General features: G+C 46.5%; 12 protein-coding genes. 5 read left to right on the top strand and 7 right to left on the bottom strand.

The genetic code is table 11. The annotated features are described in order from the left end of the window. Position 1: 1 nt before the first annotated feature. Positions 2-3,112, top strand: a complete 3,111-nt coding sequence (locus ACODJP_RS01555) for an efflux RND transporter permease subunit (protein ID WP_422477758.1) — start codon at positions 2-4, stop codon at positions 3,110-3,112. Then, on the top strand, positions 3,109-4,740 hold the full coding sequence (locus ACODJP_RS01550) for a TolC family protein (protein ID WP_422477756.1): 1,632 nt from the start codon (positions 3,109-3,111) through the stop codon (positions 4,738-4,740). Before ACODJP_RS01555 ends, ACODJP_RS01550 begins: the two co-directional genes overlap by 4 nt. Here ACODJP_RS01550 and ACODJP_RS01545 read toward each other — a convergent pair. The 4 genes from ACODJP_RS01545 to ACODJP_RS01530 form a co-directional block, all read right to left on the bottom strand. Then, on the bottom strand, positions 4,727-6,508 hold the full coding sequence (locus tag ACODJP_RS01545; protein WP_422477754.1) for an NADH-dependent [FeFe] hydrogenase, group A6: 1,782 nt from the start codon (positions 6,506-6,508) through the stop codon (positions 4,727-4,729). The two genes, ACODJP_RS01550 and ACODJP_RS01545, sit on opposite strands and share 14 nt — an antisense overlap. Continuing rightward, positions 6,501-9,665, bottom strand: coding sequence for an NADH-quinone oxidoreductase subunit NuoF (gene nuoF, locus ACODJP_RS01540; RefSeq protein ID WP_422477752.1), 3,165 nt, complete (start codon positions 9,663-9,665; stop codon positions 6,501-6,503). The genes ACODJP_RS01545 and nuoF overlap by 8 nt, the downstream gene beginning before the upstream one ends. Continuing rightward, positions 9,655-10,203, bottom strand: a complete 549-nt coding sequence (locus ACODJP_RS01535) for an NAD(P)H-dependent oxidoreductase subunit E (protein ID WP_422477750.1) — start codon at positions 10,201-10,203, stop codon at positions 9,655-9,657. Before ACODJP_RS01535 ends, nuoF begins: the two co-directional genes overlap by 11 nt. Positions 10,204-10,379: 176 nt before the next feature. Beyond that, positions 10,380-11,030, bottom strand: a complete 651-nt coding sequence (locus tag ACODJP_RS01530; protein WP_422477748.1) for a hypothetical protein — start codon at positions 11,028-11,030, stop codon at positions 10,380-10,382. Positions 11,031-11,245: 215 nt separating this feature from the next. On the opposite strand from ACODJP_RS01530, the gene ACODJP_RS01525 reads away from it, so the two are divergent. From ACODJP_RS01525 to ACODJP_RS01515, 3 genes are all read left to right on the top strand, one after another. Next, the gene (locus ACODJP_RS01525) at positions 11,246-12,289 is read left to right on the top strand and encodes a zinc-dependent alcohol dehydrogenase (protein ID WP_422477746.1); all 1,044 of its coding nucleotides are present in this window, start codon (positions 11,246-11,248) and stop codon (positions 12,287-12,289) included. Between the two features lie 109 nt (positions 12,290-12,398). Then, positions 12,399-13,283, top strand: a complete 885-nt coding sequence (locus ACODJP_RS01520; RefSeq protein WP_422477744.1) for a universal stress protein — start codon at positions 12,399-12,401, stop codon at positions 13,281-13,283. Positions 13,284-13,359: 76 nt separating this feature from the next. After that, the gene (locus ACODJP_RS01515) at positions 13,360-15,528 is read left to right on the top strand and encodes an HAD-IIB family hydrolase (RefSeq protein WP_422477742.1); all 2,169 of its coding nucleotides are present in this window, start codon (positions 13,360-13,362) and stop codon (positions 15,526-15,528) included. A 49-nt stretch (positions 15,529-15,577) separates the two neighbouring features. On the opposite strand, the gene ACODJP_RS01510 is transcribed toward ACODJP_RS01515, so the two are convergent. The 3 genes from ACODJP_RS01510 to ACODJP_RS01500 all read right to left on the bottom strand — a co-directional run bounded on the left by ACODJP_RS01510 (position 15,578) and on the right by ACODJP_RS01500 (position 21,834). Beyond that, on the bottom strand, positions 15,578-16,462 hold the full coding sequence (locus ACODJP_RS01510) for a DUF4143 domain-containing protein (RefSeq protein ID WP_422477740.1): 885 nt from the start codon (positions 16,460-16,462) through the stop codon (positions 15,578-15,580). A gap of 5 nt (positions 16,463-16,467) precedes the next feature. Beyond that, positions 16,468-19,113, bottom strand: coding sequence for an aconitate hydratase AcnA (gene acnA / locus ACODJP_RS01505; protein ID WP_422477738.1), 2,646 nt, complete (start codon positions 19,111-19,113; stop codon positions 16,468-16,470). Between the two features lie 66 nt (positions 19,114-19,179). Beyond that, on the bottom strand, positions 19,180-21,834 hold the full coding sequence (locus tag ACODJP_RS01500) for a hypothetical protein (protein ID WP_422477736.1): 2,655 nt from the start codon (positions 21,832-21,834) through the stop codon (positions 19,180-19,182). Between the last annotated feature and the right edge of the window lie 218 nt (positions 21,835-22,052).

Here is a 22,052-nt window from a genome sequence, read left to right as displayed (position 1 = left end):
TATGGAATCTGAAAACAAAGAGAGAGAGGCTCCCCGGTTCAGTATAGGAAGATTCTCGGTTACAAAACCAGTCCTAATTAATATTCTTATGATAACGATACTTGCGTTAGGTGCATTCAGCCTTATTCGTCTACCGCAGGAGCAGTTCGCCGAGGTCCCCTTCTATTGGGTTAATATCATAGTTCCCTATCCAGGCGCGAGTGCAGCCGATCTGGAGTCTTCGGTCACTATTCCGGTGGAAAATGCATTCCAAGGGATCGATAAGCTGAAGCGAATTTCTTCCACTACAAGTGAAGGTCTCTCCGTCGTACGTGTGGAATTCGACGACGGGATCTCCAATGAGGAGTTCAGGGCACTATATCAGGATGCCCAGACTCGTTTTAGCCAAGTCTCCCTACCTGAAGGAACGTTGGATCCACTGGTTGATGATTTTTCATCGGCAGATTTTCTTCCCGTAGTCGAGGTAGTAGTAAGTGGTAACCTTCCTTACAATGAATTGCGGGAGGCGGCACTCTATTTACGTGATAGGATTCTTCGTGTACCGGATGTCTCGGATGTGGATATCATAGGACTTCCCGATAGACAGATTCTGGTCAACCTTGATCCCGTAAAACTTGCTTCGCTTGGGCTGTCTGTGAACGAGGTACTGCGAGCTGTCCAAGATCAGAATCGTATTATTCCAGGAGGAACTCTCCCCAGCGGTTCACGTGAATACCTGCTGAGGACACTAGGCCTCATTGAGAATGTGGACGACATTTCCGAGGTAATCGTACGTCGTTCATCAACCGGGTCTGGTACCGTCCGGGTCGGTGATGTGGCCACAGTGGTCGACGGTTTCGATCCCGATGCATCAATCTCCCGTTTCGATGGATCTCCTGCGGTTTCACTTCGGGTAACGAAGGTTCCACGCGGAAGTTCCGTTTCAGTAGTTACCGGTACACAACAGATCGTTGACGATGCAGCACAAGGTTTACGTAACGGCGCTCAAATCACGTTGTTCAATGATTCCACGGTACAGATAGCTTCAAGTCTATCGGTATTGGCGATCAATGCATTGATGGGATTGGCGATACTCTTAGTCATACTTTGGCTGTTCATCGGTTTCAGAAATGCTCTTATGACCGCTTTGGGTATTCCAGTCACATTCGCATTGACCTTCTTGGCTCTCGACTTGCTTGGAGAAACCATCAATACTAATACGCTATTCGGTTTGGTGCTTGTGCTGGGGCTCATCGTCGACCATGCCATTGTAATAATTGAGAACTCCTATCGCTACCAACAATTGGGATTATCTCGGCATCAGGCGGCTATACAAGGAACAAATCAGGTCGTTTGGCCAATCATTGCCGCAACCGGAACCACAATCGCAGCATTCCTTCCACTGATGATCATTCCAGGTACTATAGGGAAATTTCTACGGGTTATTCCTCTTACCGTAACCGTTGCTCTAGTTGCCAGTACGGGTGAAGCTCTCTTCATTCTCCCAAGCCACTTCGCCGATTGGGGAAAGGAAAAGAAAAAGAGTCGTAGGCGACCACAGGGGGCTTGGTTTGTAGGTGTCCAAAATGGGTATGCGAGGATGTTTGATTTTTTCTATCGTTTCAAGAAGACCTTCCTTATATTATTCATGGTGATCATGGTAGTATCCTTCTCTCTTGTCTCCTTTTTGCAGGTGGATCTGTTTTCCGCAGAGGATTATAGTTATTTCACCATCGATATAACGACACCTAAGGGAAGTAGTATCGAAGTGACCGATTCAGTTGTCCGAGAATTCGAGGCTATCCTTTTACCAAAAATCGGTCAGGGGAACGTTCTGTCGATCAGCAGCAGTATCGGAACCAGTAGCGGAGATTCCGGTTCTGGTCGAACCTCGAATGCTGCACAGATCATCGTTGATCTGGCAGAGAAAGATGACGGGCGAACCAAGAGTATTGATGAGATAATCCACGAGATCGAACGGGAAACCTATTATATTGCTGGTGCCGAACAAGTCTTCTTTCGCAAGGCTCAGAATGGACCCCCGACCTCAGCACCCTTGAGTTATCGTGTCTCTGGAGACAACTACGCAAGTATAGTTGCTGCCTCGAAAGAGATCATGCAAGTCCTTTCAGATGTTGAAGGCGTATTCACCATTGAAAGTGATTATGTGGAGGGAAGTCCAGAACTGAAAATCAGACTTAATCAAGAACGGGCAAGTGCCTTGGGCGTCTCGGTCCAAACATTGGGCACATTTGTCCGAGCCCGTTTCGAAGGTTTACCCATAGGTAGTATTTTCCTAAACAATGAAGAGATATCTATGGTTGCTAGGTTCGACTACAATGGTTCTGCCGATTACGCCGATCTTGAACAGGCAATGATACCGACCGACGATGGACGTCTGGTTCCCTTCTCCAGTGTGGCGACTATTGAAGCCGGCTCATCAGTTGGTTCTATTCGACGGGTGGATGGAAAACGGGAGATTACCATAACTGCAGAAGCCGATGAAAACTTGGATTTACAGGCAGTTGATGCATTGGTCGATGGCTATTGGGAAGATTCAATGCAAAACCGATACGAGGATGTCGTATATGGTACTGGTGGAGAGTTCAGTGAGTTCGCTACCTTGCTCATCGATATCCTGCGGGTATTCCTGCTAGGAATTTTTCTGATCTATTTGATCTTGGGAGCACAATTCAATAGCTATAGTCAGCCCCTGCTTATTTTAATATCGGTCCCATTCGCGTTTGTCGGGGTAATCTTGTATCTCTTCTTCTCTGGCACGCCATTTTCCACTACGGTCATCTATGCCGGAGTGGCATTGGCAGGTATCGCAGTAAATGATGCTATCGTGCTAATCAGTTTTATTAATGAACTCAGGTCCGAAGGTAGTTCAGTGATGGATGCAGTGAAGGAGGCTACAAAGAGTCGTATCCGTCCGATTTTACTGACGAGTCTGACTACTATCGGTGGATTGTTACCCACGGCTCTTGGGTTGGGAGGAACCTCGGTCGTCTGGGGGCCAATGGCCAGTACGATCATGTTCGGCTTGCTCTTTTCCACCTTAAGTGCACTCTTCATCATTCCACTCCTCTACGGTCTTTTTTACGGGCGTAAGGAACGGAGGTCGATATGATTAAAAGCTTTACTATGAAGTTGCTGTTACTTTCACTTCTTCTTCCAATCACTTTGCCAATCTGGAGTACGGATCTCTCTTTCGGATATCCCGATGTGCATGGGGTTATCGGAGTAGAATTTTCTCCTACACCAACTGTGGATACCGAAAAGCTCATGGATTTCTTGGATCAATGGGATGCTTCGTTCGATGGTGTAACCGAATCATTCGATTCCAAACTTACTGCAGATAGTGCAACCGTCGCACAGCTTGAATCGGTCTACAGAATACAAACGGCACAACTAGAACAATTACGGCGTGAAGCAAAACCAGTACTCTCCATTATTACCGATCCATCCAATCCGATCTATGGTTTCAGTAGGATTCGGACCGAAACACCTCCAGGTTCAGGCACAACCCAAACAACCATAGCCCACACCTTCGGCATCGGAGCTGGACTTTCGCAACAACTGGCTACCGCAGGTTCTATTGATGTCTCTTTGAAGCACAACATGTCATATGCATCGGGTGATGGGGGAAGTACCTATTCTTGGGAGCAAAATCCTTCAATCGGATTCACTTTCCAACAACCTCTGGGAATAGGGGATCGTCTTATCGATGGCTCTTATGGAAGAAAGATTGAAGAGAAGCAGATTTTACAACAGACTAGCGCAGCAGAAGCTGTAGCGACAACATCGGGTGAATTGGCAGTCCAGATCATGCAACTCTATCATACCAGGCAAGCGCTCTTAGAGAGTCGGTGGTTATTATCACAACAAATCTCGCTCAGCAAGGAAACTTTGGAAAATGCTGAGTTCGATTACGCTGCAGGTCTGATAAGCCGAAATCAAGTCTTGGAACAGGAATTAGCCTTAAGGGAATTGGTCAATCAAGTCAAGCAGCTCGAAATGGAGATTGAAAGTCTGGAATCCTCGATACATACCATCTCCGGGCTAAATGATATGGACTCCCTTGCTAATCTAGCCTTGATACCTCTGAATGTATTGGATAGGGTCCTCTTATTCGCTGGTGAAACAATTTCCCAAGATGATCAAGCTATTGCTGTAGCACTGATAAACGATACCGATTATACGACAGCGGAGAGAGAATTACGTATAGCCCTACTGGATAGGGATTTGGGCAACCCTGGAGATGCCCCCCGTCTTTCGGTTTCTCTGCAGCTTTCTCCTTTCTATACTGTTACTGCGGGGAACTCGCTTTGGGATTCGGTAGACAGTCTATTCACATCGGCGAGTCCGAATTTCAGTGTTTCTGTCTCATTTCTGGCTACCGATCTATCCCGTTCACTTAGTAGGACTACTGCAAAATTGGTGGACGAAAAGATAATTCAAGCTACCATATCCAAGAACCAAGCCCGTTCTGCAGTCGTGGATCGGCTAGCAGAACTACAGCGTGAAACCGATAGTGCAGTAGCAAAATTGTCACTGCTCATGGATTCCTATACATTAGCTGTGACCGATGTTGAGGTTGAGCAAATCAAGGCCGATGCTGGAATCTCGGATAGGAGCAGGGTAAAGAGAGCTCAATTGGGCATGTATGAAGCTGCATTCGCAATCTTACAACAGCTACGTACATTGAGACTGATAGATGCCCAACTGTCCCTCTTGGTGCCCCCTAATTATCGGTGACTTTCGGTTTCTTCTGGTATCCGGTATGTAAGAGATGGTGTGATTTTTCACTCAAGGGTTTGTCCAAGAATTCCTTGTAGAGCGTCTGTACAGCAGGATTTTCATGGGATTGCCGGTAGGTTTTCCCTTCATCTTCTCTGTAGATGGCCTCAATTCTTGCCTTTCGGACCTCATCAGTGGTGAATCTGGGCTGTCCGCCGCCACCAATACATCCCCCTGGACAGGTCATGATCTCGACGAACTGAAATTCGTCGGGATTCTCCCTGATATGCTCAATCAATTTCGCTGCATTGCCTAATCCATGTGCGACGGCTACCTTGACCTCTTTCCCCTCAAGGAAAGACCATGCATCTACCGTTCCCGTTAGTGTTACCGCAGCGGTCTTGATTCCCTCCAAACCAGCAAGGGGTTCTATATGGAGATTCCCGGTTGGAATATTGCGTCCAGTCGTTATGGCATGTACGGTACGCAATGCAGCTTCCATCACACCTCCTGTATTTGCGAAGATATCGGCAGCACCGGTGGAAATTCCCAATGGATCATCCATGGTTGAGTCGGCAAGAGATGCAAAATCAATACCAACCATCTTTATAAGATCGCCTAACTCTCTTGTTGTCAGTACATAATCGACATCCTGAAATCCACTGGATCGCATCTCTGGCCTTGCTGCTTCAAATTTCTTTGCTGTGCAAGGCATTACCGAGACTACCACAATCTTTGAGGGATCAATGCCAACTTTCTGTGCATAGTAGGTCTTCGCCAATGCCCCGAACATCTGTTGGGGTGATTTACATGAAGATATCTTGTCCAACATATCGGGAAAATAGTGCTCAGCATAGTTTATCCAACCAGGAGAGCAACTGGTGAATTGTGGAAGACGATGCTCATTTCCCAATACAAAGCGATTGCGTAACCGGGTAAGGAGCTCTGTTCCTTCTTCCATGATTGTCAGGTCGGCAGAAAAATCGGTATCGAATACTGCATCGAAACCCAACTCCCTCAGTGCTGAGACCATCTTTCCTGTTACCAGCGTACCAGGAGGAAGGCCAAAGCATTCTCCCAGAGCTGCCCGGATTGCGGGTGCTGTCTGTACTACCACATGCTTGTGCCGATCATCCAAGGCTGTAAGCACCTGTTCGATATGGCTAGTCTCCACGATAGCACCTACAGGACACACCGCAGCACATTGTCCACATTGGACACATGAAACACTCTCCAAGGGGTCGGTGAAAGCCGGTCCTATTGTTGTCTTGTATCCCCTGTATTGGGCTGAAAGGACCCCGACATGCTGTATTTCAGAACAAACCTGTATGCAGCGTCTGCATTTTATGCATTTGCCATTGTCTCGGACTAGAGCTACCGTGGAATGGTCTGTTGTAGTATCTGGCTTTTCTCCCTCATAGCGATTGGTCCTTATGCCAAGGTCTTCGGCTAGTTGTCGTAATTCACAATCATTACTTCTCGCACATAATTGGCAATCACCCTCATGTTCGCTCAATAGAAGCTCAACAACAGTCCTACGGCCTTCGCGAACCCGTTTTGAATTGGTATGAATGATCATTCCCTCCCGTACCGGAGTAGAACAAGAGGCCGTAAGAGTAGGTGAACCCTCTATTTCCACGAGGCAAACCCGACAAGCTCCCATAGGAGTCAAACCCTCCAGATAGCAGAGTGTTGGTATGGTTATTCCAGCGGATTTAGCAGCTTGCAAGATGCTGGAATTCTCTTCAACCGAAAACGGTTTTCCATTGATGGTTATATTACACATGGGAGGCCTCCCTCTTACTAGATTTTGCAAACACCTCAGGTTCCTCATTGATGTGCTTTCCGTAATCGCATCGTAGACAACGGTGCGCCTGGGCAATCGCTATAGCTTCGGTCCAGGGCAGCTCCACCTCTTCAAAATTATGGCGTCTTCTCTCTACAGGAATCTGTCTCACCTGAGCACGTTTTTCCATGGACATCTCTTCATCGGGATCATAAGCGGTCTCGGTTATCTTCTCATAACGCCAAAATGCATGGTTTTCACCAGTAAGAAGCTCATCAATGCCTACAGCAGCACGTTCTCCAGCTGCTATCGCCTGAACAACAGACGACGGTCCATCGGTACAGTCTCCTCCAGCGAATACACTAGGAATACTCGTTGCTCCGGTCACAGGATCAATCGAAATGAACTTCTTGTCATTGAGTAGGAGCCTCGCACTACCGGTCAATCTTGAGATATCCAGTCTTTGTCCAATTGCCATGATTACCTGATCGGCTTTGATAGTGACGGGATCTTGGCTTTGAGCCATCGGTCTTCGTCTTCCTGAGGCATCGAAGGATCCTAGACCCATCCTTAGGCAAGAGACAGCTTTCACTGCACCCTTTTGGTCTTTGATTATCTCGATAGGTTGGGTGAGACAACTAATGGTAACACCCTCTTGGATGGCCTCGGCTACCTCCTCCTCATAGGCGGGCATTTCCTCTTGGCTTCTCCGATACACGATTTTTACCGACTGAGCTCCGAGACGCAGTGCGGTTCTAGCGGCATCAATGGCGGCATTTCCTCCCCCAATGACCACAACGTTTGTTCCTACATCTACCGATCCCCTAATGTTATACCGTTGCAGGAATGGTACGGCTTGAACGACTCCATCGGCATCTTCTCCGGGTAAGCCCATGGAGAGCGAATCGGGGGCACCGAGCGCAAGGAATATAGCTTCATTACCGTCTTTGAGAAGGCTTTCCAAGGTAAAGTCAGTACCCATTTCCTGTTCGGTAACGATTTCTACCCCCATCCTCTCGATCATGCGGATTTCTCGTGCCATTGTTTCCCGAGGTAACCGGTATGCTGGAATCGTCTGCACCAGCATACCTCCAGGTCGGACTGAAGATTCCAGGATTGTAGGTTTATAACCGATCCTAGCTAGGAAGTAAGCACATGATAATCCTGCGGGACCGGCTCCAATGATCGTTACTTTCCGTTTCGCATTGGTATCGTTGGGACGGACTTCAGGGATCTGAATGGTAACCTCTTGATCTACGAGGTACCGCTTGATACTTCTTATGCTTACCGACTCATCCAAGGTCGATCTTCTACATTTGTCCTCACAGGTGTGGAAGCAGACACGTGAACAAATTGCAGCTAGCGGGTTTCTCTCTCTATGCAAGAGTAGTGCCTCGGCATAGCGCCCTTCACCCACAAGAGATACGAATCCCGGTACATCGACATGGGCTGGACATGCGCTTTGACAAGGTGCTCTAACTAGAGCTGGGCATACTCCAGCTTCGCAATGGTGGTCCCGGATGTGCGCTTCATATTCGTCTCTGAAATGTCGGATTGTTGAGAGTACAGGATTAGGAGCTGTTTGACCTAAACCGCACAGGGCTGTCTGTTTTATCCAAGTTCCCAGTTCAATGAGTTTCTCAATATCGCCCTCTACTCCCTCTCCATTGCATATCCTCTCAAGGATTTCGAGCATCCGTTTCGTGCCTACTCGGCAGGGAACACACTTTCCGCAAGATTCTTCTTGTACAAATTCGAGAAAGAAACGTGCCACATCGACCATACATGACTGGTCATCGAGGACTATGAGTCCTCCAGATCCTATGATTGCCCCAAGAGCCTTCAGCGGCTCGTAATCCAATGGTACAGAGAGGTGTTCCTTCGGTATACAACCACCAGAGGGACCTCCTATCTGAGCTGCTTTGAAACTTCGCCCCTGTTTGATCCCTCCTCCTATGGAGAAGACCAAGTCTCCAAGCGAGGTCCCAATAGGAATCTCTACCAGTCCTGTTGTCCTTACTGCTCCAGCAAGAGCGAATACTTTAGTCCCTTTGCTTTCATCTGTTCCCAATGAGTTGTACCACGCAGCACCCTCGGCAATAATTGCTGCAATATTTGCATACGTCTCCACATTATTGAGAAGGGTGGGACATTCCCATAACCCTTTTTGTGCTGGGAAAGGTGGTCTTGGTCTGGGTTCACCCCTTTTGCCTTCTATCGAATTTATCAAGGCGGTCTCTTCTCCACAGACAAAGGCGCCAGATCCCATACGAATATCGAGGTCGAATCTGAATGGAGTCCCTAGGATCTGCTTGCCTAAAAGCTTTTCTTTACGCGCCTGTTCGATCGCACGCTGTAAGCGGGCGACAGCCAAAGGATACTCAGCCCTTACATATACATACCCTTGGGTAGCGCCGACAGCGTATGCCGCAATCGCCATTCCTTCTATAATTGAATGGGGGTCACCTTCCAATACCGAACGATCCATGAATGCTCCGGGGTCTCCTTCATCTGCATTGCATAGGACATATTTTTCCGATCCAGCAGCTTCAGCAGTAAATTTCCATTTCAAATAGGTAGGAAATCCAGCTCCTCCGCGACCTTTGAGTCCAGATTCCTTTACTGCCTCAATTATCTGGTTCTCATCCATCTCCGTCAGTACTTTGACGAGACTCCGATAACCTCCTCTAGCCATATAGGATGTGATCTCTAAAGGGTCTATAAGACCGCAGTTGCGAAGCACGATCTTGCGCTGTGGAGAGAAGAAAGTTGAGTCAGATTCCGAATCCATAATCGATCCATCATGATCATCGGTAAATTGAAGGCGTTTGACCGGTTTTCCTTTGGCCAGGTGGACTGCCACAATCTCTTTTACATCTTCGACCGAGAGATTCTGATAGATGGTATTATCGGGAAGGATTCGTACTACCGGGCCTTTGGAACACGGTCCCATACATCCGGTACCGATCACCTTGATCTCCAATCCAGAGTTGTCGATAGCCTCTTCAAATGCTTTTACAATAGCTAACGAACCGCTTGCTATGCAGCCTCCGCCGGTGCATACAAGGACTCGTTGTTCTTGTTTTTGTTTTTCAGCCTGTGCGGTAGTTGTATCCGATTTCTGAAGAAAAGCTTCAATCTGTCGTTTATTCGCCATGTTTAGCCTCCTCATCCTCTACGTTGCGATAGGATTGGAGTAGTTCTTTGATTCGACTCGGCTTTACCCGTTGATGTACGGTCTCATCTATCATTACTACCGGAGCAAGACCACAAGCCCCGAAGCAGCGACCGATTTCGAGGGAAAACAGACGGTCTTCTGTTGTTTGGCCAACTTCGATGGAGAGTTCATTGCTGATAGCTTCAAGAACATCTTTGCCGCCTCGTACGTAGCATGCGGTTCCCAAGCATACCCTGATAGTATGCTTGCCCTTTGCTGTCGTAGTGAATAGTGAGTAGAAGGTTACCACTCCGGCGACTTCACTATAAGGAATATCAAGTTTCTCGCTGATGTGTATGAGTATCTCCTTCGGGAGATACCCAAGGAGATTTTGTGCAGATTGTAGAACAGGAATGAGCGCCCCCTTCACGCCTCGATACCGTGTGATGATGTCATCGATTACGGGAATGACATCCGCCCATTCGATTTCGTGCCCGATTTTCGGGGAACCTGGCTGTGTTGCCATGGTAGTTTGCATAAAATCCACTCCTTGTGTTCATAATGACGTTCTTACATCAGCTGCTCCATAAATAATGTTCTTTTCGTAACATGTTAACATTGAAAATGCATAAAATCAAATTGAAATTTGTCTTATGATGATATAAAAAAAGGAGCGGACAATTGCCGCTCCAAAATTTAGGATAGTACAGATCTCTAGTATGCAGTCTCTGGATTCCTTTCATTCCAAGGTGCCCAGTTTGCATTCGTGATCCCTTTCACGATCTTAAGCATATTCCGGTCTGCAGGGTTAGCTTCGATCTTAACACTGGCAGGATTGGCCTTCCAGCGGTCGTCTGTCGTTCCTGGCGCGCCGCCAACCCATTCATATTCGACAAGATATTTGCCAAAGGATTCCGTTTGGGCTGCTTGTAGTTCGAGTACGACCGGCTTGTCCAATGCGAACTCTTGGACAATGTGGTATACATTTTCAGTAAACGGTTCGTAGGAGGGAATAAGACCTTCGGGAAGAAGACCATAATCAGTGTAGACATGTCTGAATCCTTTCAGTGTATAGGTACCCTCCATTACATTCGGAGCAAAATAGAATGTTCCTGCATCGGCAAGGATATTCACCATCTGGAATGGGACGATATTGCCCTGCTCATCTTCAACCCAAGGCGCCCAACCGGTAGCATTGTTGTTGATCAAGCCGTTATCGTCATCATCAGCAACAGCCTCAAGCACCAACATGGATGCATCAGGTGAAACGGGTTGTTCGACTGTAAGGGCTGTGAATAGCGATGCACAACCACTCAATGCCAAAAGGACCAATAGCAGTGTTAGCAATAGGCTAAGTTTTTTCATAGCAATCTCCTTTATTTGTATGGCACAATTCTAAGCCGTTAGATTTGTTCTTGTCAAAATAATTCCAAAATAATTTCTGCATAAAACATGACACCTGTTCTTGGTATTTTTAATGTATATCTCTAGCCCCAGCATTTTTTCGGCTAATATCTATTGTGTCCAACCTCATCGATTTCGTGTAGAATAGGGATAGAATACCAAGGGAGGTAGTAGGCATGGCAGAATTTACATCGGCATGGGTGGAAAAAATCGGGAAAGTCGTTTACAGAAGACTGGAAATTCCTCAAATAGGGGCAACGGAAGTCTTGGTCCGAGTGAAAGCTTGCGGAATCTGTGGTAGCGATATCCATTTGTACCGGACGTATCCACGAGGAAAAATATCTCCATTAGGTCACGAGGTTGCCGGGATAGTTGAGTTCGTGGGATCTGATGTAAAGAATATTTCCAATGGCCAATCGGTGATCGTCCAGAACCATGTGCCATGTGGTTATTGTGAATCTTGCTTGAACCAGCGTTACGATGCTTGCACGAATATCCAGACCTATATGGATGACCAGGCAGGTATGGGAGAATATCTCGTAGTTCCAGCAGCCATGGTTATTCCTTTCGACAGTGGAAGTCTCAAGTATTCCGAAGCAACCTTGGCAGAACCGATTACCGTAGCTTTGGATCTTTGCCGTGAAGCTGAAGTCAGATTGCACGATAATGTGCTCATCATGGGGCCAGGCACCATTGGTCTCAGTTGCATACCGCTTGTAAAAAAGCAAGGTGCACGCAATATCGTAGTAGCAGGACATGATTTGGAGACAGTCCGTGGAAAGCATAGAGTAGAAACCGCACTATCATTGGGAGCGGATCTCGTTGTGGATACAGCCAAACCGGATTGGAAAGCGAAGCTCACCAAACAATATCCCGGTCTATTCGATCGCGTTATTGTAACCTCTCCTCCGAAAACCATTGCCGATGGTATGGATCTGGCTGGTTTCCGTGGTTGGATTGTCTATGATGGAATCAGCTATACCGACGATACGGTGACATTCGGAGCGAACGATTTCCATTTCAAGAAGAAGCGTCTTATCGCATCCCATGCTATTCCGAATTGGGGCTTTCCCCAAGCTCTCGCGTTACTGCAAGAGGGGACTATTCCACCTAAGGCAATCTTGACTCATCGTTATCCCTTATCCGATCTCGCAAAAGCTTTGGAAGACTATAACTCCAAGGAGCTCGAAATCATAAAGGTGGCAGTTGAGATAGATTAGCCGATCGTTCCATGGAGGATGCGTTTTTACATTAACTTTTGACTTTACCCACCAACTGTACGTATACTATGGATACAGGCGGCTTGTCTGTCCGCCGTAGGAGGTTAGTATGATGGAACGTGCAATTATTGCCACCGACCTTTCAGAGGCTTCCGATATCATGGTTAAACAGCTAGGATTTCTCAAAGATTTCGGTGTTTCTTCACTCCTGCTCTTACAGTGTCCCGATTATCAGGAGGTGGCTTCAGAGGTCTTTCCTTATGTCGCTACCATCCAAACGGATGCAATAGAACGACAGAAGAAGGACTTGGAAGATCTAGGATTCACTGTGGAAAGTCGAATATCACCGGGAAACGCAAAGCGAGAGATAAACCGTATTGCCGATGAAGAGGGCTATCCGCTGGTTGTCGTAGGATCCCAAGGACGTTCATTGGTTGGTGGAGCATTTCTTGGTGGTGTCGCCCATGAGGTTATGTTAGGAACCCGAAAACCACTGATCATTGTCCGACTTACCGTAGATGAACATAGGCATCTAGAAGTTACTGGGATTGCTCCAGAGGGCGTGACAAAACGGATTCTTTATGCAACCGATTTTTCTCCTGGAGCGAAAAGTGCATTCATTCATCTCGAGAAACTCATCGATAGTGGAACCGTCACGAAAGTTACCTTGCTGCATGTACAGGATAGGAGCCATATTGAACCACATCTCGTCGAACGCTTGGATGAGTTCAATGCGACCGATCGTGATAGACTTGAACAAATGAAAGCTAAGCTGGTCGCTGAGAGTAAAGTGAAAGTAGAATGCAAACTGGTTTATGGCAATCCCCATACGGAAGTGATGCGTGAGTTGGAAGAGGGGGATGCTACATTGGTAATGATGGGGACCCAAGGTCGAGGATTCCTACGGGAGTTGTTTGTCGGTAGTGTTAGCCAATATGTAGCTAGGCGGTCCAAGGTTCCCGTACTGCTCATTCCTATCAAAGAAGAGCAGTAGACTTGATGGTATAAAAGCACTGATTTGACACAAAATATGATATGTGGGATGATAAAACTACAGAAAGAGGTAACACATGTATATAGCGATTATCAACATCCATGGATTGGTCCGAAGCAATAATATCGAAATGGGCCGCGATGCAGACACCGGAGGGCAAACTCGATATGTTATCGATTTAGTCAAGGAATTGTCCACGCGAGAGGATGTTGAAGTAGATTTATTCACTAGGAAAATCGGTGATAAAAGATTGAGCAATGACTATAACAAGGCAATCGAACAGATAGCAGATAATGCGCGCATCGTCAGGTTGCCTTGTGGTGGAGTGAAATATATCCGCAAAGAACGGCTTTGGCCGCACCTAGATGAGTATGTGGACAATCTGATCGAGTTTTTCCGCTCTGAAAAACGGGTTCCCGATATCATTCATGGCCACTATTCAGATGGTGGCTACGTTGCAACTGAAATAGCAAGCTATTTCCATACTCCCTTGGTGTTCACAGGTCACTCGTTAGGCCGAAACAAATTCGAATATCTCAAATCGATCGGACTCTCAGAAGAGAGGATTGAAGATTACTACACCATGTCGACCCGTATTGCCCATGAAGAGAGGACAATCCGAAAAGCCGATATGGTCATTACAAGCACGAATTACGAGCGGGAGGAGCTCTATAGTTCGTATGAAAATCGGGTCCTGGATCGTTTCGTTGTGATTCCTCCAGGTTTGGATCTCGAGAAATTTTTCCCATACTATCATTATGAGATACAGGATCCATCAATCACCGAAGAGCAGAAGTTAGCGCAATTCAATATGATGAAAGAGCTCCAACGATTTTTCACCGTTCCGGAAAAACCGCTCATCATGGCTTTATGCCGTCCTGAAGCTAGAAAGAACATTGACGTTCTCATCGATATCTACGGAAAAAATAAGGATTTACAGGCGATTGCGAATCTCGCCATATTCGCTGGTATTCGGGATGATATCAATAGTATGGAAGAGGGCGAAAAGCAAGTATTGACCGATATGTTGCTGCTTATGGATCGTTATGACCTCTATGGAAAAATGGCGATCCCAAAACACCACAATCCCGAGAGGGATGTTCCCGAATTGTACCGTATCGCAGCGATGAAGAGAGGGGTCTTTGTCAGTGCGGCGGCGTTAGAGAACTTTGGCTTGACCTTTATTGAAGCATCCGCAGTAGGATTACCATTCATCGGTACCGATAAAGGTGGAGTACAGGATATCAGGAAAAATTGTGATAGTGGTGTCTTGGTCGATATTACAAATGAAAAGGCTATCCATGACTCAATCCATAAGATCCTTACTGATGCCGACTTGTGGGATAAGCTGTCCAGGCATGGGGTAGAACGGATTAGAGAGGTTTATAACTGGAAGGCCCACTGTGATACCTATCTTGAGCACTTAGGCCGTGTTCTCACCGAACATAGGAACAAAAAGACTCCCGATGCCCGCTATGAGCGGAGCATGGCAAAGCGGATGAGTACTCTCAAATACCTATTGGTTAGTGATATCGATAATACGCTTACCGGCGATGATAAAGCTATTGAAGATCTCAAGAAACTTCTTGAGGAGTACCACGAAACCGTGGGCTTTGGTATAGCGACAGGAAGAAGTGTAGATTCCGCAAAAGAGATCCTCGAACAACACGGATTTCCAAAACCGGATGTGCTTATCACTTCCGTCGGATCGGAGGTCTACTATGGAGAGAACCTGATAGCCGACAAGGGATGGTCCCACTATATACGTCGAAGGTGGCATCCCGAGCGGATACGGGAAGCTCTAGATCGGATTGAGGGCTTGGAACTACAACCTCAAGAGGATACCCAGAGGGCTTTCAAGGTAAGCTATAATGTGAAGAATCCTGACTCCATAGAAGATCTTATGGAAGAAATCCGCAGAGCTTTGGAAAGTACGAAATCTTCATGGCATATCGTCCTTTCACACAATCGCTACCTCGATATTCTCCCGTATCGTGCTTCAAAAGGGACGGCCGTTAAGTATATTGCTTGGAAATGGCACATCGATCTCAAATCGGTGATAACGGCTGGGGACTCGGGCAATGATGCCGATATGCTTATAAAGCCATTGAAGGGCATTGTGGTAAACAACCATGAAGAGTCACTCGAGACTTTAAGGAAACAAAAACACATCTATTTCGCTGAGCATTCGTATGCAGGAGGCGTAATCGAAGGCTTAAGAAAATTCAAGGTCTTTCCCTCGTGATGTTGATTTCTCGAGCGAGTTCAGGAAACGAGAGATTGCATCATACCTTTCATTGTGTGAGGCTCAACAAGTGTTGAGCCTCATGTATCATATACAGTGGGATATTCACTAATTCATCATCCTGTTTCAGATTGAGCATGGATATCCGTAGGGCGATCTTTGGTCCATATTGCCTCCTGTAACATGCCAATGAATGAGATTTGACATTGCGGGCCGTCTTCACTTCGACCGGAATAATTTCATTTCCCAGTATCGTGACAAAATCCACTTCCGCCCGGTGACCCGATTTCCAATACCAGATTGGATGGTCACTCAATTTGAGTAGTGCTGTCAAAGCATAACCTTCGGTGAGATTACCGCGAAACCGACTCAATTCCGGCAGCTCTTGATTCACCGTTCTCGCCGGTAATTTAGCTAGACGTCTGAATAAGCCTGAATCTAGGAAATAATATTTATATTGGCTCTGATAGATGAAGGATTCCACCGGTTGCCGAGGCTTGTCTATCTTTCTCACACGATAGATAATGCCTTCTTGCACAAGGTATAAAATCAAGATATCCAAAGGATATCCATTAGCCTCGTCCTTTGGTTTGGTATTGTGGAATCGGGTATTCTCACGTGCGATCTGCGCAGGAAGCCGATACCACATCGATCTACACTGTTCTATTTTTAGTGATAATGCGGCCGCACTTTCGTTGACTAATGCTTCCAGATGTTGATCGATTTCCCTATCAGTTTTATCAAAATCATGAGTTCGTACCCATGATTCGACTATTGATGGTATGGATCCGGTAGCCATATGTATTCTGACCAGATGAGATAACCGCGCTGCTTCTGATTTCGGTATCGGTCGGATCTCATCGATTTCCCGAAGTAGTTCTAACAAGTTTGTATTTCCTGTCATTTCAAGGAAAGCGGGGAAATCGATGTCCATGGTAATCAACTTTCTATATGCTGGGCGTAGAGAATCGATCGTAGGACATAGTGGAGAATTCCCCCATTCCGATAGTATGCGATCTCGATGGGAGAGTCGAGTCGACAAACAAGGGTAATATTCTTTTTGGAGCCGTCATCTCCTTCAACACGTAGTACCATGGGCATTTTTGGCACGATCTCCGTTGGAATGGCTAGCGAAAATCGTTCAGTACCATCTAAGCCCAACGTCTGCATTGTTTCTCCTTCTTCGAAGACCAATGGCATGATTCCCATACCCACCAGATTACTACGATGTATCCGCTCGAATGATTCAGCGATTACAGCCCTGATTCCTAAAAGACTGGTCCCTTTGGCAGCCCAATCGCGCGATGACCCAGTTCCATACTCCTTGCCTGCTAGGATGAGGAGATCTGTCTCTTCCTGCATATAGGCCATTGCTGCATCGAACACATGCATTAGCACGTTTTCGGGTAGTTTCTTGGTATAACCGCCCTCCTTTGGATGACTGAGTTTTTGCTTTATTCTTGTATTGGCAAAAGTCCCCCGCATCATGATCTCGTGGTTTCCACGTCTGCTTCCATAGGAGTTGAATTGATCCGAGGGAACATCTTTTTGAATAAGGTACTTCCCCGCTGGATAGCTTGGATCGATGGAACCGGCAGGACTGATGTGATCAGTGGTTACAGAATCTCCCATGGCTAATAATGCCCGTCCTTCTACAATATCTCCGATTCTTGGCGGTTCAATAGGAAATCCATCGAAAAATGGAGGCCGTGCGATGTACGTGGAGTTGGTATCCCATGTGAAGGTTTCTCCTTCAGGAGCTTCCAGTCTTGCCCACCTGTCATCTCCAGTGAATACATCGCGATATTTTTCTATGAAAGATTCTTTTGTAACATATTTGCCTACCAACTGGTTGGCTACTTCCTGTTTTGGCCAAATATCATTCAGATAGACTGGATTTCCCTCGGTATCCAAACCAAGCGGATCTTTTGTGAGATCTATATCCATTCTGCCAGCCAAGGCGTATGCCACAACCAACGGTGGACTCATAAGGAATGAAGCTTTCACGTTCTTATGGATCCTTCCATCGAAATTTCGATTTCCCGAAAGAACGGATGCCAAAGTAAGATTATGCTCCTGTTGTGCTTTCTCGATTGAAGGATGCAAAGGCCCCGAATTACCGATACATGTTGTACAACCAAAGGCGGCTATGTGGAAACCTAAAGTCTCAAGAAACGACAACAATCCCGACCCGGTAAGGTAATCGGTAACCACCTGAGATCCAGGCGCCAGGGATGTTTTAACCCAAGGAGCAACCTGTAGGCCTCTAAGGACAGCCTCCTTGGCCAACAACCCTGCAGCTATCATCACCGAAGGATTGCTGGTGTTCGTACAACTGGTGATTGCTGCGATTGCAATAGCTCCATCGGGTAAGTCCACGGGGATGCCATCGATATCAATTCCAACAGTTTTCTTTCCATCGATTCCCGTTACCTTGGTAATCTCTATTGCTGCTTCGGAGAGCGAAATCCGGTCTTGAGGTCTCGAAGGACCGGCAATGCTTGGTACTACGGAGGAGAGATCGAGTTCCAAGATTTGGTCGTAGATAGCCTCTTTTGCCGGATCATGAAATAGCGCATTAGTGCTACAATAGATCTCTGTCCGTTCCGCTTGGGCGTCCCTTCCGGTGGATCGAAGATATTCGATGGTCCGCTCATCCACAGGAAAGAATCCCATGGTAGCACCATATTCCGGACTCATATTCGCGATGGTCGCTCGATCTGGGAGATCCAAGGAAGGAAGCCCGGGACCAAAGTATTCCACGAATGCTCCCACCACTCCAATTTTCCTCAGCCGATTGGTCAGCGTGAGTACAAGATCTGTTGCAGTACACACCGGATCCATGGCTCCTGTAAGACGTACCCCGACAACGCGTGGAATTGGCATGAAATAGGGTTGTCCTAGCATCACGGCCTCAGCCTCGATACCTCCAACGCCCCATCCCATGACCCCTAAGCCGTTTATCATTGTAGTATGGCTATCGGTTCCAACAAGCGAATCTGGAAATACCATAGAACCATCGGCACGCACACAGTCTGCCAGATACTCTAGGTTCACTTGGTGGCAAATACCCGAATTTGGAGGAACGATCCGCAGATTAGTGAAGCTTTTTTGTGCCCATTTCAAAAGACTATAACGTTCATGGTTTCTTTGGTATTCCAAACCTACATTTATAGATCGTGAATCCTCTTCTCCATAGCTGTCAATCTGCACCGAATGGTCCACCACAAGATCTACTGGGACTTTTGGATTGATTATCTTGGGGTCCTTTCCAGCCTCTTTGACCGCATCCCTCAATGACGCGAGGTCAACCACAGCCGGTACCCCAGTAAAATCCTGCATAAGTACGCGTTCAGGATGGAAAGGAACCTCCTCAGGCTTTTCCACGTCAGCTCTTCTCTCAATGATTGCATTGAATAACTGTTCATTCGCAATACCTTTGTCGGCATGTCGCATCAGATTTTCCAACAATATCCGTAAAGAGTAGGGGACCGAGTCGATCCTATCTCCCGCAAAGCGCGATATATCGATATAACGGTAGGTCTTTCCACCGATAAAGATAGTGCTTGTGTACGATTTGGCCATAAGTACCTCCAATTGATAAAGTGAAGATATCTACAGCATACTAGGCCTCTGTAAGCCGTGCAAGCTCTATAAATTGCTTTTAAGGGTAGTGAAGAGTTCTTCCTTGGATCCGAAGAGGTTCGCAAAATTTACTGCAAACAGAAATCGGCTTTGGTTATGCTTGATGCTCAAGGCAATACCGGTAGATGCCTGTAGAGTGAATGAGGCTCCAATGGCGAAAGATGCATGTAGCGTGGTGCCAAAATAGAAATCATCCCCCCAATAGAGGTCTCCATTTCCCTTGTGAAGTAACATTTGCCCATGCGTAGAGATCCCCATGCCGATGATTCCCCCATACGGGACAACTTTGTCCACTATGCCGAAGGGTATGCTGTAGCGGGCAGTGAAAAGTGCCGATGCTGGTGCTTCACCTGCTACAGAGAATCCAATCGGGTTCAAGTTCTCAATTGTTCCTCCGGTTAGGGAAATACCCCCATCTATATCCAAGCCGATAACCTGAGCAGACTTCCCAATTGATTTTTTTCCTCTGATACCACCTACTATCGTAGGAGCTGTCTTCTTATCGGTGCTCCGGTAGTCTCCTCTCATGCCTCCCGAGACTGTAAATGAAGTAGACCCGAAATATTCGGTAGGCACAGCTGGTCTGCTCCATTCGTAGCTAAGGTATCCTAAGCCAGTAATCGCATAATCGATATCTTGGAACATTGCCCCGAACGAGAGGGCTGCAGATAATGTTTTCCTACTTTGCGGCGTTATCATTTTCCAAAAAGGGATATAAGTAGTCGTACTAAGGTTGTGATTACGTCTTACTAATGCAGTTTTTTCATTCAAGTTTCCTTCGAAGGAGAGGAGATAGCCGCCAGGTGAGAACTGATAGGTGATATTCGCCAATGGCAACATCTCTTCAATCTGGTATCCGACACTCGCTTGCAGTACATGTTTCCCAAGAATGCTTTTAAACATTGCTGTAGCTCCGGGAACCAACTCAGGAATATTCATGGTTACGGGGACCCAGACGTTGAACCGTAGAAGATCATGATACTTCTGCATCGGGTAGTCGGCGGTAAGGGCAGTCGATATCTCTTCGTTATACGATGATTCTGTTTCCAACAACTTCAAATCAATTTCTTGCCGTTCGAGTTGATCTTCTTTCGTCGATCTGAGTGCATATCCACTGGCAGTGTATGTACTGTAGATGATCTGGTCATTCCACAAAATTGCGCCGACAATCCCGATAGGGTCTCGTAAAAGCCGGAGAACCTGATCTGTTTGCATATTTATTTCGTATAACGCGAGTCTATCTTCCATATCGCTAGCAAACCATATGGTATTCTCGTCAATAAACCGTGGATTATGGTATTCCGCTTCACTATGGGGTAGAAGAGCGGATGCCTTGCCAAAGGAGTCGATTATAATGAGTGTCGATTTGCCAGAGACGATTTCAACAGCAACGATCGATTCTCCGTTTACAGAGAAGCTTGGTTGATAGACAGAACCAGTTGGATGCTCATACAGGGTAGTGATTTTTCCTGTTACTATATCTACCGACACGAGTCTCCAGCGGTCTTCTATCGATTCTATTGCAACCAATTTTTGTCCATCTGGACTAATCGCAGGGTGGGTAAGTCGTCCTTTGGTTGTGATTCTTCTGTACTTCCCTGTTTCGGTGTCATACCGATATATGTCTGAGTAGCTTGGAGTTGCTAAATTGATACTTTCCTTTGCAGTTGTGTCACTCCACAAGAAGCTGATATAAGCATGTGAACCACTTTTGGTGATCGTGGAATTATCGGCTCCATGTGTGGGAAACTCTGCTACTTGGGTAATAGTTCCTTCTCCAGTGTTGTATAGGACAAGTTGACCACTTTCGAAGGGTGTATTTGTCTGCCCTACCAATCCAATATCGGTGACATGAGGAAGATAATAGTCTCCAATTCGATTGGGAGAGAAGAGCGGTTGTGGTTTTTGATCTTTCGTTAAGATCATTTCTGCTTTGGAGAGAGCTTCAGCATAGACCTCAGATGCAGTTTTGCCAGTCACTTTCTTGAAAGCTGGATCCATCCCGAAAAACGGCCAGGCGGCAAAGCGTCGATTAATATCTACAAAAGCCTCCTTGCCATACATATCATATACCTGCTCGACCATGAGGTACCCGGTTGTATATATACGTCCCCTTGGTGGATTGAGGGAATTGTAGGAGCCTTTTGAAAGGCTCCACATCGACTCTTCGAGTAATGGAGCTTCATAGGTGAAAGCAAACGTAGGAGAGTTTCCCCGTCCTCCATGCACAAGAGTTGATTCCATATAGGTGGTAATGCCCTCCACCCACCAACCAGGCATGAGAAGGGTATTCATGGCAGGGACATCGGGACCAAAAATTGGAGTGAGAAATTTTGGCGGCCCCACTGGTGCGGTAAGATGGATATAGTGTGTCAATTCATGTGAGAACAATGCACGTAACCAACTGCTGGTACGAGAACCGATGAACCGGTTGGCTGGGCTTGTTATGTAGAGTATTACTTTTGCTGGGAATGGCGAAAAATAGCCATTGGCTTGCACTGGTCGACTGGTTATCACTACAGGAATTTTTCTTGACGGAACATGGTCAAGCAATACTGTGAGATCTCGGAAAACCGTATCGGCGAAAGTGGTTATCTCCTTTGCCGCCCAGGCATCCTGTGGTTCGAAGATGATGGAGAATCGGTCTGTTTCAATTTTCATGCGACCTTGATATGGTAGTTCTTGACTCGACCATAGGCTCGTTGAAACGAGAAGCAAAAGCAATGCGAGTACCAGTTTTATTCTTCTACACATGTGCTAAGAGTAATTTCTATCGGTAAAGAAGGCAAGATAGCTGGCATACCATACATATCTGTGGTTCAGACAGTCGAAAGGAAATTGGTGTTTCTCAGTTTTTCTTCCATTTTCGGCGTCATCAC

The organism is Pleomorphochaeta sp. DL1XJH-081 (assembly GCF_049310885.1).
GTDB lineage: Bacteria > Spirochaetota > Spirochaetia > Sphaerochaetales > Sphaerochaetaceae > CAYZJV01.
Note: the sequence above shows the minus strand (reverse complement) of the source record. Positions and strands in the feature narration are given on the sequence as shown.